General features: G+C 62.1%; 15 protein-coding genes. 4 read left to right on the forward strand and 11 right to left on the reverse strand.

The annotated features are described in order from the left end of the window. Positions 1-19 precede the first annotated feature (19 nt). A complete protein-coding gene (locus JMJ54_RS01550) occupies positions 20-727 on the forward strand; it encodes a heme-copper oxidase subunit III family protein (protein WP_238999833.1) in 708 nt (235 codons plus the stop codon). A gap of 30 nt (positions 728-757) precedes the next feature. Continuing rightward, entirely contained in the window at positions 758-1108 is a 351-nt protein-coding gene (locus JMJ54_RS01555) for a cytochrome C oxidase subunit IV family protein (protein WP_203536188.1), read from the forward strand. Between the two features lie 40 nt (positions 1109-1148). Here the strand turns inward: JMJ54_RS01555 and JMJ54_RS19490 are convergent, their stop codons facing one another. After that, the gene (locus JMJ54_RS19490; protein WP_203536189.1) at positions 1149-2405 is read right to left on the reverse strand and encodes a chitinase N-terminal domain-containing protein; all 1257 of its coding nucleotides are present in this window, start codon (positions 2403-2405) and stop codon (positions 1149-1151) included. A gap of 16 nt (positions 2406-2421) precedes the next feature. Then, complete coding sequence (locus tag JMJ54_RS01565) at positions 2422-2685, reverse strand: hypothetical protein (protein WP_203536190.1); 264 nt, start codon at positions 2683-2685, stop codon at positions 2422-2424. Between the two features lie 104 nt (positions 2686-2789). Between JMJ54_RS01565 and JMJ54_RS01570 the strand changes: the two genes are divergently transcribed. Continuing rightward, complete coding sequence (locus JMJ54_RS01570) at positions 2790-3023, forward strand: hypothetical protein (RefSeq protein ID WP_203536191.1); 234 nt, start codon at positions 2790-2792, stop codon at positions 3021-3023. A 6-nt stretch (positions 3024-3029) separates the two neighbouring features. Here JMJ54_RS01570 and recJ read toward each other — a convergent pair whose 3' ends face one another. From recJ to phaR, 5 genes are all read right to left on the reverse strand, one after another. Further along, a complete protein-coding gene (gene recJ / locus JMJ54_RS01575) occupies positions 3030-4727 on the reverse strand; it encodes a single-stranded-DNA-specific exonuclease RecJ (protein ID WP_373310131.1) in 1698 nt (565 codons plus the stop codon). After that, entirely contained in the window at positions 4724-5740 is a 1017-nt protein-coding gene (locus tag JMJ54_RS01580) for a hypothetical protein (RefSeq protein WP_203536193.1), read from the reverse strand. Before JMJ54_RS01580 ends, recJ begins: the two co-directional genes overlap by 4 nt. A 50-nt stretch (positions 5741-5790) precedes the next feature. Beyond that, the gene (tcdA, locus tag JMJ54_RS01585) at positions 5791-6573 is read right to left on the reverse strand and encodes a tRNA cyclic N6-threonylcarbamoyladenosine(37) synthase TcdA (protein WP_203536194.1); all 783 of its coding nucleotides are present in this window, start codon (positions 6571-6573) and stop codon (positions 5791-5793) included. A 3-nt stretch (positions 6574-6576) separates the two neighbouring features. After that, the gene (gene rimO / locus JMJ54_RS01590) at positions 6577-7899 is read right to left on the reverse strand and encodes a 30S ribosomal protein S12 methylthiotransferase RimO (protein ID WP_203536195.1); all 1323 of its coding nucleotides are present in this window, start codon (positions 7897-7899) and stop codon (positions 6577-6579) included. A 125-nt stretch (positions 7900-8024) separates the two neighbouring features. Continuing rightward, the gene (phaR, locus tag JMJ54_RS01595; protein WP_203536196.1) at positions 8025-8663 is read right to left on the reverse strand and encodes a polyhydroxyalkanoate synthesis repressor PhaR; all 639 of its coding nucleotides are present in this window, start codon (positions 8661-8663) and stop codon (positions 8025-8027) included. 208 nt (positions 8664-8871) lie between these two features. On the opposite strand from phaR, the gene JMJ54_RS01600 reads away from it, so the two are divergent. Beyond that, a complete protein-coding gene (locus JMJ54_RS01600; RefSeq protein WP_203536197.1) occupies positions 8872-9441 on the forward strand; it encodes a phasin family protein in 570 nt (189 codons plus the stop codon). A 128-nt stretch (positions 9442-9569) separates the two neighbouring features. On the opposite strand, the gene pnp is transcribed toward JMJ54_RS01600, so the two are convergent. The 4 genes from pnp to rbfA all read right to left on the reverse strand — a co-directional run bounded on the left by pnp (position 9570) and on the right by rbfA (position 13605). Then, the gene (pnp, locus tag JMJ54_RS01605; protein ID WP_203536198.1) at positions 9570-11717 is read right to left on the reverse strand and encodes a polyribonucleotide nucleotidyltransferase; all 2148 of its coding nucleotides are present in this window, start codon (positions 11715-11717) and stop codon (positions 9570-9572) included. 237 nt (positions 11718-11954) lie between these two features. Further along, complete coding sequence (gene rpsO / locus JMJ54_RS01610; protein ID WP_189459293.1) at positions 11955-12224, reverse strand: 30S ribosomal protein S15; 270 nt, start codon at positions 12222-12224, stop codon at positions 11955-11957. An 86-nt stretch (positions 12225-12310) separates the two neighbouring features. After that, positions 12311-13222: a tRNA pseudouridine(55) synthase TruB gene (gene truB, locus JMJ54_RS01615; RefSeq protein WP_203536199.1), complete on the reverse strand. Its 912-nt coding sequence runs from the start codon at positions 13220-13222 to the stop codon at positions 12311-12313. Then, entirely contained in the window at positions 13222-13605 is a 384-nt protein-coding gene (rbfA, locus tag JMJ54_RS01620) for a 30S ribosome-binding factor RbfA (protein WP_203536200.1), read from the reverse strand. The genes truB and rbfA overlap by 1 nt, the downstream gene beginning before the upstream one ends. Positions 13606-13685: the final 80 nt, after the last annotated feature.

Genomic DNA, 13685 nt, shown 5'->3' on the forward strand with positions numbered 1-13685 from the left:
ACTGCGGAGGATGCTCATCATGTCGGACTCGACCCACTCCCCGACGACACCACCGTCCGGCCTGTACGGGCTGGCTGCCGACTGGTCCGGTGACGGCAACACGTTCAAGGTGCCGTGGGGCAAGGCCATGATGTGGGTGTTCCTGCTGTCGGACACCTTCATCTTCGGCATTTTCCTCAGCGGCTATATGGCGGTACGCATGACCACCGCCGAGCCATGGCCGAATCCGAGCGAGGTCTTCGCGCTGCAGGTCGGCACGACCAGTCTGCCGTTGCTGCTGATTGCCATCATGACCTTCGTGCTGATCAGCAGCAGCGGCACGATGGCAATGGCGGTGAACTTCGCCTACCGCGGCGAACGACGCCGCGCTGCCGTGCTGATGCTGGCCACCGCCGCACTGGGTGCATCCTTCGTCGGCATGCAAGCGTTCGAATGGACCAAGCTGATCGTCTCCGAGGGCATACGCCCGTGGAGCAATCCACTCGGCGCGGCGCAATTCGGCGCGTGCTTTTTCATGATCACCGGCTTTCACGGCCTGCATGTCAGCGCCGGCGTGATCTACCTGACCACGGTCGCCACGCGCCTGCTCAGGCACCGCCCCTCCGATGGCGAGGCGCCGGATGACGGCCGTTCAGGGGACGAAAGCAGGGTCGAAATCGCCGGTCTGTACTGGCATTTCGTCGATCTCGTCTGGGTCTTCATCTTCGCGTTTTTCTACTTGTGGTGAGCGCCTTGCCAGACTGCACCGGAGGCCATCATGGAACACAGTCAGCAACACCCCGTCAGCCTGTATTTGCAGATATGGGGACTGCTTTTCGTCCTCAGCGCCTGCTCCTATATGGTCGACTACTTCCAGGTCCAGGGCGCACTGCGCTGGACCCTGATCATGACGTTCATGTTCTACAAGGCAGTGCTGATCGTCTGCGTTTTCATGCACATGGCGTGGGAACGGCTTGCCCTCGTTTGCGCGATCCTGATTCCGCCCCTGTGCCTGCTGGTTCTGGTGAGCCTGATGGCACTCGAAGCCGATTACATCCACCGCGCGCGCGGCACCTACTTCGCGCCACCTGCGGCCATCGACACCGGCAAGCACACGCAACAACCCTAGAGTCCGTCCACGACCTTGCCGCCGACGGCTCGCAGGCGAACTACTCCGTCTCCGGCGTTGCCAGCAGCATCACCGCCGGCACGGTATCGCTGTCGACGCAACGCTGGCCGGCGCAGACGCGGATCAGCAGCTGTTTCGGCAGGGCCGCCTGATCGATCCGCGCCTCGCCGCAATAACTCGTTACCGTCTGCTGCGCGTCGCCCGGCACCCTGCAGCTGCGCAGCGTTTTTTCGTGCAACAGCACCGTCTGTGCGTCGGCATCAAGCAGTTGCCACTCGGTGGGTTTGACAACCTGCGTCGATCTCGGCAAGGACCAGCGCAGCAACCAGCGCCCCTGATCCAGCGGTAGCAGCGATAGGATCGGTTTGACGGGGGTTTCCGGCGCCAACAACACCTCGACCGGTGCCGGATCGCTTTCCGCACACTGCAGCGCATTGCACAGGCGCACTTTCAGGCTGTGCTTGCCCGCCGACAGCCCTTTCAGCACGGTCTGCGCCGACTGGCTGCGCTCGCCCGTTTCGGTGAAGTCGTGCGACTCCAGCAGTACTTGCTGACCGTCGAGCAACTGCCAGTAATTGCCGGCCTGCCCCCACCATACGTTCCAGCCCAGCGTGATCGGCTCGCCTGTGGTGATGGGTGGCACCCAGTCGAGCTGCGGTTTTTCCGGTACGCCGGTCTGCTCGCCCTTGGCGCCGACCCAGGTTTCGAACGTCTTGCCGTTGCACAAGGGCTTGCCGTCGATATCCGGATTGCACAGCCGCACCTCGATCAGGTGACGGCCCGGCTTCAACGGCCCGAGCCGGTATACGCCGCTCTGCACCGAAACCGATTGCATCCCCCCCTGCACGATCATGCCTTCGCTGGCGACGATGTTTTCACCCAGCGGCGCCACACCGAGCGGCCGCTGAACGAAGTTGCGTGACTTCAGGCGCAGATCGTCATTGTCCAGCACCTCCCACCAGCTGGCCGGCGTGCCAAAACCGATGTCCCAACCGATGTTGACCGTGTCACCGTCCAGTTGCGCCGGAATCGGGTCAAAACTCGGCAGGATCGGTGCCTCGGCCTGCGGCGCCGGAAAAACCTGCTCCATCGGCGAGAACATCGACTCCAGCGGACGTATCGTGGGGTCCTGGGCTGGCGGGGCCGCAGGTGCGGCGATCTGCTGGCAGTCGAGCAGACCACTCTTCAGCGGCGTGCACGCGGCATCACCGAGCGCGGCCGCTTCGGCGGGCGTCAGCAACTTGCCCGCCATGGCGGGCATGGCACACAACATCAGGGCGAATACGAGAGTGCGCACCAGTTCTCCTTCCCGTTTACGGCGACCGCTTGGCTGTAGCGCTGACGGCACTGGCCTCGCTCGCCACCGGTTTCGACGACATTGCACCGGCGGCCATGCCCCCGGCGGCGACCACACCCTTGCCTGCTGCGACCGTCCCGTCGACCGCCAAGCCAACGGCTGTGGTTGTCACCGAGGCAGCGGCACCGACCACGGCACCGGTCACCGTGACCACGGTACATGCGGACAGCAGCAGTGCGACGCCGGGCAGCCCATAGCGAACGACTGAACGATCGACCACCCGTCACCTCCCGTTTCATTCACTGTGGCTTACGCCACTATTTCAGTTGTAGGTAACAACCACAAATCGTGACAATGCCACATCGCACCGTCATCACGGACACCATGAAAACCTCGTTCATCACCGCAGCACTGCTCGGCACACTTTGGCTCGCCGGCTGTGCCTCGGTCGAAACCGCCGAGTTCGGCCCCAACGGCAAACCCGTCCATCATATCGAAACCGGCAGCGCCACCGATAGTTTCGACAAGGCGCACGATCTTTGCCCCAAGGGCTACTCGCTGATCGGCAACCCGCACGAAACCGACGACGTCTACGCGCTCACGATCGAATGCAAATAGCGCCCGTCAGGCCGAACCTTCAACGTAGTCGAGCATGACCTGCAGGATGCGCTCGCCGCGGAATTCGTTCACCGACAGGCTGTAGGCCGCGTTCACGTCCCGCGGCAACGGGTCCGGATGCTGGAAGCGGATGCCTTCGAGCACCAGACCGTAATCGTTGGCCAGCTTGACCTTGAGGTGCCGCTCGCCGACAACACGCTGTTCAAGCACGCGGAAATGCCCGTGGAACAGCGGTGCCGGAAAACCCTGCCCCCAGACCTGACGCTCGATCCGCTCAGCGGTCTCGAAGCTGAAGTCGTTGGCCGACAGTTCGCCATCGGTCTCGATCACGCGCTCGAGCGCGGTCTCGTCCATCAGCTCGCGGCACACGGCCTCGAAGGCCTGCTGGAAGCGGCCGAAATCGTTCGGGCGCAGGCTCAGGCCCGCTGCCATCGCATGGCCACCGAACTTGACGATCAGATCCGGGTGGCGCTTGGACACCAGATCCAGTGCATCGCGCAGATGCAGCCCCGGAATCGAACGACCGGAGCCCTTGATTTCGGTTTCGCTGGCGTCAGCAAATACGATGGTCGGCCGGTGATAGCGCTCCTTGACCCGGGACGCGACGATACCGATCACCCCCTGATGCCAGTCCGGCCGGTACAGCGCAATGCTGTAGCTGGCGTCGATCGCCAGACCGGCTAGTGCCGTTTCCGCTTCCTCGCGCATCCCCGCCTCGATGGTCCGGCGCTCGCGGTTGAGCTGATCCAGCTCGCGCGCCCGCGTCAAAGCATCGTCCTCGGACGTCGACAACAGGCAGGAAATCCCAAAGCTCATGTCATCCAGCCGGCCAGCCGCGTTGAGCCGGGGACCGAGCGTGAAGCCGAGGTCGAAACAGCTGGCCTTCGCCGGGTTGCGTCCGGCAGCCTGAAACAGCGCCATCACGCCGGCACTGGCCCGGCCGGCCCGCATGCGTCTGAGCCCCTGCTCGACCAGAATCCGGTTGTTGCCATCCAGCCGCACGACGTCGGCGACGGTCCCCAGTGCCACCAGATCGAGCAGCGTCGCCAGATTCGGCTCGGCCACATCGGCAAACGCACCCCGTGCGCGCAGTTCGGCGCGCAGCGCCAGCAGCACGTAGAACATCACGCCGACGCCGGCAAGGTTCTTGCTCGGAAACCCGCAGCCGGGCTGGTTCGGATTGACGATCAGGCAGTCTGGCAAGGTGTCGCCGGGCAGGTGGTGGTCGGTCACCAGCACGTCGATTCCGCGCGCCTTCGCCGCGGCAACGCCGGCAACACTGGCAATGCCGTTGTCGACCGTCACGATCAGGTCCGGCGATTTTTGTGCCGCGAGTTCGACGATCTCGGGCGTCAGGCCGTAGCCGTATTCGAAACGGTTCGGCACGACGAAGTCGACCACCGCACCGAGCATCGCCAGACCCTTCAGGCCGACGCTGCACGCGGTTGCGCCGTCGGCATCGTAATCAGCGACGATCAGCAGGCGTTCGCGCGCGGCGATCGCGGCGGCAAGCCGCACTGCGGCGGCGTCAACGTTCTTCAGCGACGTAAATGGCAACAGCCGTTTGAGTTCGTGCTCGAGTTCGGCGGGCGAAGCGATGCCCCGCCCGGCATACAGGCGAGCCTCAAGCGCACTCATCCCGTCGTTCATCAGTTGCTGCAGGCGGTCGGGCGCAACCGCCCGGGCGCGGACTTGCGGCATCAGCACACCTCCCACGGCAGAACCGGTTTGCGCCAGAGTGCCCACAACGCGCGTTGGGTGACTTTGACGCCGAATCCGGCTTCGGGCATCGAAACTGCCAGTTCGTCGAGCCGACCGGCCTTCAATGCCGCCAGTGCCGGCGCAAACCAGTCGGCCTCGAGTGCCAGCCAGGCCGACAGCCACGCGTGCGCATCGCCATAGAGATTGCCGTCACGCAGCGCGTCGAGCACCACCACGGCATCACCGGAGACCGCGTCGCCCTGAATCGCATCAAAGGCGGCCGGCGCCGGTCTGGCCTGACCGCCGCCGTGCTGGGTCAGTGCAGCCACCAATGGCAGATCGCTCAGCACCGGTTGTGCCGGCGCAACCGGCTTGTCGGCCAGCGGGTACTGGCCACCGCCCCAGAGCCAGACGCTCTGGATCGCCGGCTGGCCGGCGGCAACGCGGGCGTCGTTGACCGGATTGTTGTAAAGGCACATCTGTATTTCGTTCAGCAGCCCGTGCCACTTCAGCGCACCGTCGCCCTTGGGTAGGTGTTCACGGACGTCGTGACCCAATGCCGCATCGATCGGCGACCAATGCAATCCCGGATCGGCAGGCAGGCGCAGATACCAGCGCGACGGCGTCGCTGCGACGAAACGGAAGCCGTCGTCGCGGTACAGCGCATTCAGACCGGCACACAGACCGTCGGCCTCGGCCTGCGTCAGCGAAAAGTGCCGGGGGTCGACCAGCAGCAGCCGGTCGCGATCGACGCGCAGATGCACCGGATCGGCCCGCATCCAGAAGCCGGGCTCCTCGCCTGGCAGATCGAGCGCCATCGTCAGCGGTGCAACGGGCAGATCAGCCAGCCCGCAGCGGTTGGCGAGCCAGGTTTCGAGGGATTCGGGCTGCGCCGGCTGGCGTGAACCGCGCCCCAACAGCAGCGCGGTAGCCGGTAGTGATACGGAGCTGGCAAAGGCGGCGATGTCGTCGCGCTCTGCCCAGTCGGAATAAGGGAGGACAAGGTGAAGAGGCATCGGTCGATTTTATCACGCCGAGTGCCACGTCCCTTGCCGGAAAAGCCGCGTCAGACCTTGGTCGCGAGCTTCTTCAGAAGATGTGCGACGGCGACAAAACCGAAGGTGCCGGTCACCGCCACACTGGCGCCGAATCCGCCTTCGCAATCGAGCCGTACCGGCGAATCGCCCGCCGCCGGCTTCTGCGCGCAAACACTGCCGTCGAGCTGCGGATAAACCAGCGGCTCGGTCGAAAACACGCAATCAATGCCGAACTTCTTGTCGCCCTTCGGGAAGCCGTACTCGCGCCGCAGGATGCTGCGAACCTTGCTGGCCAGCGGATCCTGCGTCGTCCTGGACAGATCGGTGACCTGCACCTGCGTCGGGTCGATCTGCCCGCCTGCGCCACCGGTGGTGATCAGGTTGACCTTGTTGCGGCGGCACCAGTGAATCAGTGCCGCCTTGGTCTTGACCGAATCGATCGCATCGACGACGTAGTCAAACTCCACGCCAAGCAGCTCAGCCAGATTGTCGGCATCGACAAAATCCTCGACGCACGTCACCCGGCACTCCGGATTGATCGCAACGATACGCTCGGCGAGCGCCGCCACCTTCATTTTGCCGTACTGGCCGACCAGCGCCGGCAGCTGCCGGTTGGTGTTCGACACGCAAATGTCGTCCAGATCGATCAGCGTGATCGCGCCGATACCCGACCGGGCCAGCGCCTCCGCAGACCATGAGCCCACACCACCGACACCGATCACGCAGACATGCGCACTGCGGAACCGGGCCAATGCAGCCGCGCCGTACAGCCGGGCAATGCCGCCGAAGCGGCGCTCGTACGAGGTATCCATCAATCAGCCTTCAACCTGCTCCGCCCACAGATCGTGCTCGTCGGCATCGGTGATGCGCACGCGGACAAAATCACCCGGCTGTACGCCAGCGGCCGGCTCGAAGAATACGAGCCCGTCGATTTCCGGCGCATCGGCATAGGTGCGCGCAACCGCACCCTCGTCGTCGATTTCGTCGACCAGCACGGTGAACTCGCGGCCGACTTTGGCCTGCAGCCGTGCAGCTGAAATCGCGGCCTGCTTTTCCATGAAGCGACGCTTGCGGTCCTCGGCAATCTCCGCCGGCACGTGGTCGGGCAGATCATTTGCCGTCGCACCATCGACCGGCGAATAGGTGAAACAGCCGACGCGGTCGAGTTGGGCTTCATCAAGGAAAGCCAGCAGCTCGTCGAAATCGGCATCGGTTTCACCCGGGAAGCCGACGATGAAGGTCGAGCGGATCGTCAGGTCCGGGCAGATCTCGCGCCACTTCTTGATCCGGCCAAGCACGTTGGCACTGTTGGCAGGCCGCTTCATCAACTTGAGCACGCGCTGGCTGGCGTGCTGGAACGGGATGTCGAGGTAAGGCACGATCTTGCCTTCGGCCATCAGCGGAATCACCTCGTCGACGTGCGGGTACGGGTAGACGTAATGCAGTCGCGTCCAGATGCCGAGCTTGCCCAGCTCTTCGCACAGCTCGGTCATCCGGGTGCGTACCGGACGGCCATTGTGGAAGCCGGTCTTGTACTTGACGTCGACGCCGTAGGCGCTGGTGTCCTGCGAAATGATCAGCAGCTCCTTGACGCCGGATTTGGCCAGGTTTTCGGCTTCTTTCAGTACGTCGTGAATCGGCCGGCTGACGAGGTCGCCCCGCATGCTCGGGATGATGCAGAAGGTGCAGCGGTGATTGCAACCCTCGGAAATCTTCAGGTAGGCGTAGTGCTTGGGAGTCAGCTTGACCCCGGCCGGCGGCACCAGATCCATGAACGGGTCGTGCGGCTTGGGCAGATGCTGGTGGACGTGGTTCATCACCTCGTCACGCGCATGCGCACCGGTCACGGCCAGCACCTTCGGGTGCGTTTCACGGATCAGGTTGCCGTCTTCCTTGCTGCCCAGGCAGCCGGTAACGATCACCTTGCCATTCTCGGCCAGCGCTTCGCCGATCGCGTCGAGCGACTCCTGCACGGCGGAATCGATGAAGCCACAGGTATTGACGACGACCAGATCGGCATCGTCGTACGACGGCGAAATGTCGTAACCCTCGGCACGCAACTGCGTGATGATCTGCTCGGAGTCCGTCAAAGCCTTCGGACAGCCCAGCGAAACGAACCCAACTCTTGGTGCGGACATGCAATTCTCCGGCGCTCACAGGCGCACACTTCACCGCGCGCACTTCCACCGCGCCGGCACAAAACGATGCGGGCATGCCGATCCGGCATGCCCGCAGGGACAACATGCGATTTTAATTCAAGCGCTTAGCTCTTGGTAGTCCGTTTTTTCGTTGCCGCTTTCGGCGCCTCGGCCTGCGGCGGCTCGGACGGCTGCGGTTCGTCGGGCTCCGCCTCGCTCTTGCCATAGCCCGGCATGCCGAAACCGGTAAACAGGTTCTTGGCCCGATCCTGCAGCTGCTGTTGCATGTCGACGAACAGATTGGTACTGCTTTCCAGATAATTGCCCATCATGCTCTGCAAGGCCGGCCCCTGGAACTTCATAAAGTCGCCCCACAGGTTGGCATTGCCAAGCATCGGGTTGTCCCCGCTCATGGCTGTGCTGGCCTGATCCTGCAAGCGGTGCTGCATCTCGGCGAACAGTTGCAGGTTTTTCTCCAGATAGTTGCCCATCAGACCCTGCATCGCATTGCCGTAGAAGCGGATGATTTGCGTCAGTACGTCATAGCTGAACAGCGGCATGCCGCCGGCCTCTTCGTCCATGATGATCTGCAGCAGGACGCTGCGCGTGATGTCTTCGCCACTCTTGGCGTCAACCACCTGGATGTCGATACAGTCGAGCACCAGCTGCTTGACGTCGACGAGCGTGATGTAGCTGCTGGTTGCCGTGTCGTAGAGGCGACGATTCGGATATTTTTTGATGACGCGCTTTTCTTCGGCACTCATGCCAACTCCCTTTGGGTCTGCAGCTTGATGGCTACATTGTAGATCGCCGCGAGGCATCGCCACTCGTCGGTCGTTGTTGCAGCGCACAAAAATCGGTTGACAAACGAATAACGCAGCTCAAAAATGAACGTGATTGTGCAGAGCAGCAAATCCAATTACCCACAACAGCCCTGCCATCGAAATGCCAACCCATCTCGAGGAAACCGTCATGAGCCAAGCTCAACAACAGTTTGTGGATTTTGCCACTGAAAACGTCGAAACCGCACTGCGTTTTGCCCGTATTTACCTGGATTCGGCCGAGCGCCTCTCCAAACTGAACCTGGAAACCGCCAAAACCTCGCTCGAGGAAGGCGCAAAGCAGGTCAAGTCGCTCGCCGCAGTCAAGGATGCACAAGAAGCCCTGACCCTGCGCCAGAAGCAACTCGAAGCGACCGTCGACCACGCCGGCCAGTATTCGCGCCAAGTGTACGAGATTGCCTCGCAAGCACAAGCCGAGCTGACCAAGATCGCTGAAGAACAATCGACTGCCTTCAACAAGCAGGTCGTGTCGGGTCTGGATCGCTTCGTCAAGTCGGCACCGGCCGGCACCGACGTCGCCGTTGCCGCTGTCAAGTCGACCGTTCAGGCAACCGCCGCCGCCGTCGACAGCCTGACCAAGGCCGCCAAGCAGGTTGCCGACTTCGCCGACGCTTCGGTGAAAGCCGCGACCACCGCGACCGCCGACGCCGTCAAGACCGCCGCCAAGAAGACCGCCGCTTCGGGCAACGCCGCCGCCTAAACGCGTGAGCAGCACAAACAAAAAGGCGCCTTTGGCGCCTTTTTGTTTGCTCGCAGAATGAACAACGGGAGCATCGTCGATGCTCCCGTTGTTTTACCTGGACGGGGCTCACGCCCCATCATCGGATTTTACTGCGCACCACCTTCAACCGGCTCGGCTGCCGGCGCTGCCGCAGCAGCTTCGTCGTTCAGCACTGCCTTGATCGACAGACGGACACGGCCCTTTTCGTCCTGCTCAAGCGCCTTCACGCGAACGACCTGACCTTCCTTGAGGTAGTCGGATACGTTCTTGATGCGTTCGTTGGCGATCTGGCTGATGTGCACAAGACCGTCACGGCCCGGCATGATCGACACGATCGCACCGACATTGTTGTCGAGAATCTTGACGACCGGACCTTCGTAGATCTTGCCGATTTCGACTTCGGCAGTGATCTCGCCGATACGGCGCTTGGCTTCGTCTGCACCGGCCGACGAAATCGACGCGATGGTGATCGTGCCGTCTTCGGCGATGTCGATTTGCGTACCGGTTTCTTCGGTCAGCGCACGGATCACCGAACCGCCCTTGCCGATCACGTCACGGATCTTTTCCGGATTGATCTTCATCGTGTACAGGCGCGGCGCGTGAGCGCTAACCTCTTCACGGGCGCCACCAACGGCTTCCTTCATCACACCGAGGATGTGCTGGCGACCGGCCTTGGCCTGCTCCAGCGCCACCTTCATGATTTCCTTGGTGATGCCGTTGATCTTGATGTCCATCTGCAGCGCGGTCACACCGTTGTCGGTACCGGCCACCTTGAAGTCCATGTCGCCGAGGTGATCTTCGTCACCCAGGATGTCGGACAGCACCGCGAATCGGTTGCCTTCCTTGATCAGACCCATGGCGATACCGGCAACGTGGTTCTTCAGCGGGACACCGGCGTCCATCAGTGCCAGGCAGCCGCCGCAGACCGAAGCCATCGAGCTCGAACCGTTCGATTCGGTGATTTCCGACACCACTCGCATCGTGTAGGCAAACTCTTCCGGGCTCGGCAGCACGGCAATCAGCGCGCGCTTGGCCAGACGACCGTGGCCGATTTCGCGGCGCTTCGGCGTACCGACACGGCCGGTTTCACCGGTCGAGTACGGCGGGAAGTTGTAATGCAGCATGAAGCGGTCGCTGTACTCGCCAGCCAGCGCGTCGATCTTCTGCTCGTCGAGCTTGGTGCCGAGCGTGGCAACGACCAGACCCTGCGTTTCACCGCGGGTGAATAGCGACGAACCGTGGGTACGCGGCAGCACGCTGTTGCGGACGGTGATCGGGCGCACCGTGCGGGTGTCGCGGCCGTCGATACGCGGGTAACCGTCAAGGATCTGGTTACGAACGATCTTGGCTTCCATGTCATGGAAAATGCCGCGGATCTGGTTGGCCGCCAGCGTATCGGTCGACTCGTTGATCAGCGCAGCCTTGACCTTGTCCCATGCCTCGCCGATCTTTGCGCTGCGCGCCTGCTTTTGCGCGATGCGGAAAGCCTGCTTCAGGTCTTCACCGGCGATTTCGGCGACTTGCGCTTCGAGTGCTTCGTTCTTGACCGGTTCATTCCAGTCGAACAGCTCCGGATTGACTTCGTCAGCCAGCTCGTTGATCGCCTTGACGACCTTCTGCATTTCGTCGTGACCAAAGACCACGGCGCCGAGCATGATTTCTTCGGACAGTTCCTTGGCTTCGGACTCGACCATCAGCACGGCCTGTTCGGTACCGGCAACAACGAGGTCAAGCTGCGAAGTCGACAGTTCGTCCTTGCTCGGATTCAGCAGGTACTGGCCGTCGGCATAACCGACACGCGCAGCGCCGATCGGCCCCTGGAACGGCACACCGGAAATAGCCAGTGCGGCCGAAGCACCGATCATCGCAGGGATGTCGGAGTCGATTTGCGGATCAAGCGACACCACGGTGGCGATGATCTGGATTTCGTTGAAAAAGCCTTCCGGGAACAGCGGACGGATCGGACGGTCGATCAGACGGCTGGTGAGAATTTCCTTCTCGGACGGACGGCCTTCACGCTTGAAGAAGCCACCCGGAATCTTGCCGGCGGCGTAGGTCCGCTCTTGGTAATCGACCGTGAGCGGGAAGAAATCCTGGCCGGGCTTCACGCCCTTGGCGGCGACCACAGTCACCAGCACCACGGTGTCGTCCATCGACACGACCACAGCGCCGGAAGCCTGGCGGGCGACTTCGCCCGTTTCCAGCGTTACGGTGTGCTTGCCGTACTGGAACGATTTCACGATTTTGTTGAACACGGATTTTCCTTACAGTTGTTTGCCTGCGGCAAGGGCAATATCCCGCTGCGACAACGCCGCCCATCCCGGCAATGACCCGGATGCCTGTCGCCGGCCTCGGCACATTCCAGCGTGACCGGCTTTCACGGTCTTCCGTTCCGCCGCCGAAGCCGTCTTTGGGCGGAACGCAATCATTTCGACATTCTAAAAAGCAAAAAAGTCGCAGTGCGATGACTGCGACTTTTAAGTGGAACTGGCTTACTTGCGCAGACCCAGCTGAGCGATCAGCTCGCGATAGCTATCAGCATTGGTGCGCTTGAGGTAATCCAGCAGGCGACGACGGCGCGAAACCATCTTCAGCAGACCGCGACGCGAGTGGTGGTCTTTCTTGTTTTCTTTGAAGTGCGGGGTCAGGTCATTGATGCGAGCGGTGAGCAGCGCAACTTGAACTTCCGGGGAGCCGGTGTCGCCTTCAGCGCGTTGGAATTGCTTAACGATGTCAGCCTTTTGGCCTACGGTAACTGCCATTTCAATACTCCAGAGTGGTGATTGGGCCAGGGCAGATGCCCCGCTCCCGACAAGCCCGGCCGAGTTTGCACCCAACCGCGCTCCTTTCACTGGCCACTAGTGGCCAGCAGACGTTTGGGCCGCAGCACACCATCGCATGCCACTTCGCCCAAACCGAGGAATCGCGCATTATCGCCGCTTTCAGGCGCAGCGTAAAGCCGGAACAGGCCTTTATCCAATGCAGCAGAACGACGGACGCTCATGCCGTTACGGCATCGCATGACTTCGTCGGCGTCCAGCGTCAACAGGGGCATGTCCTGCACCAGCACGTCGGCCGGCAACAAACAGGCTTCGCGCGCTTCAAGCGGCATTTCGATATACGCCTCGAGCGACACCGCCTGATCGATCGAAAAACCGGCCGTTTTTGTACGCCGCAATCCAGTCAGGTAGGCGCCGCAACCAAGCGCACGACCAATGTCGTCAGCCAGCGTGCGAATGTACGTTCCCTTCGAGCACGCCACGTCGATAACCAGCTCGGCACCGGAAAACGAAACGGTGGTGATCGAGTAAATCGTGATCCGGCGAGCAGCGCGCTCGATTTCGATCCCCTGCCGCGCATACTCGTACAGCGCCTTGCCCTGATGCTTGAGTGCCGAATGCATCGGCGGCACCTGATCGATCTCGCCCACAAAGGACGCCAGAACACGGTCGATCAGCTCCCTGTCGGTCGGCGCCACACCGCTATCGGTAACTTCGCCTTCGCCATCCAGGGTCGTCGAAACCTGACCGAGCCGGATCGTCGCGCGGTATCCCTTGTCGGCATCCAGCATGCGCTGGGCAAACTTGGTCGCCTCGCCGAAACACAGCGGCAGCAAACCGGTTGCAAAAGGATCGAGCACACCGGTGTGCCCGCCTTTTTCGGCCGAGAGCAGCCAGCGGCATTTCATCATCGCGGCATTGCTGGTGATGCCGAAGGGCTTGTCGAGCAGCAGTACGCCGTCGATCTTGCGCTTCGCCATCAGGCTTCGCCTTCGCCGTCGTCTTCCGCCTTGGGCAAGGCAGCAGCCTGCGAAATCAGCGTATCGAGCTTGAAGCCGCGATCGATCGAATGATCGTAAAGGAAATGCAGCTCGGGCATCTTGAACAGCTTGAAGCCGCGCGCCAGTTCGCTGCGCAGGAAACCCTTAGCTTGCTCGAGCTTGGCGGCAATCAATTGTGCGTCCTCGGGCGTCCCGAGGAAGGTGTAAAAGATCTTGGCGTGCGAGTTGTCGCGGGTCACTTCAACGTCGGTAATCGTAATCAGCGACGCTTTCGGATGATCCAGTTCGGCACGAATCAATTCGGCGACGTCACGCTGCAACTGCTGCGCGATACGGTCGGAACGGGTGAAATTTTTGGCCATGGTTATATCTGCCACTGATGCCGTGCCGACCTTGGCCGCACGGCGCATAAAAGACAAAAGGCGCAGGAGTGACTCCCGCG

The sequence above is a fragment of the Jeongeupia naejangsanensis genome, from assembly GCF_016865585.1.
GTDB lineage: Bacteria > Pseudomonadota > Gammaproteobacteria > Burkholderiales > Chitinibacteraceae > Jeongeupia > Jeongeupia naejangsanensis.

Coding starts and splice junctions, on each gene's coding strand:
- tcdA (WP_203536194.1), bottom strand. CDS start 6,573: ATGGATACCTCGTACGAGCGCCGCTTCGGCGGCATTGCCCGGCTGTAC.
- JMJ54_RS01550 (WP_238999833.1), top strand. CDS start 20: ATGTCGGACTCGACCCACTCCCCGACGACACCACCGTCCGGCCTGTAC.
- rimO (WP_203536195.1), bottom strand. CDS start 7,899: ATGTCCGCACCAAGAGTTGGGTTCGTTTCGCTGGGCTGTCCGAAGGCT.
- phaR (WP_203536196.1), bottom strand. CDS start 8,663: ATGAGTGCCGAAGAAAAGCGCGTCATCAAAAAATATCCGAATCGTCGC.
- JMJ54_RS01580 (WP_203536193.1), bottom strand. CDS start 5,740: ATGCCTCTTCACCTTGTCCTCCCTTATTCCGACTGGGCAGAGCGCGAC.
- rpsO (WP_189459293.1), bottom strand. CDS start 12,224: ATGGCAGTTACCGTAGGCCAAAAGGCTGACATCGTTAAGCAATTCCAA.
- rbfA (WP_203536200.1), bottom strand. CDS start 13,605: ATGGCCAAAAATTTCACCCGTTCCGACCGTATCGCGCAGCAGTTGCAG.
- JMJ54_RS01555 (WP_203536188.1), top strand. CDS start 758: ATGGAACACAGTCAGCAACACCCCGTCAGCCTGTATTTGCAGATATGG.
- JMJ54_RS01600 (WP_203536197.1), top strand. CDS start 8,872: ATGAGCCAAGCTCAACAACAGTTTGTGGATTTTGCCACTGAAAACGTC.
- JMJ54_RS01570 (WP_203536191.1), top strand. CDS start 2,790: ATGAAAACCTCGTTCATCACCGCAGCACTGCTCGGCACACTTTGGCTC.
- truB (WP_203536199.1), bottom strand. CDS start 13,222: ATGGCGAAGCGCAAGATCGACGGCGTACTGCTGCTCGACAAGCCCTTC.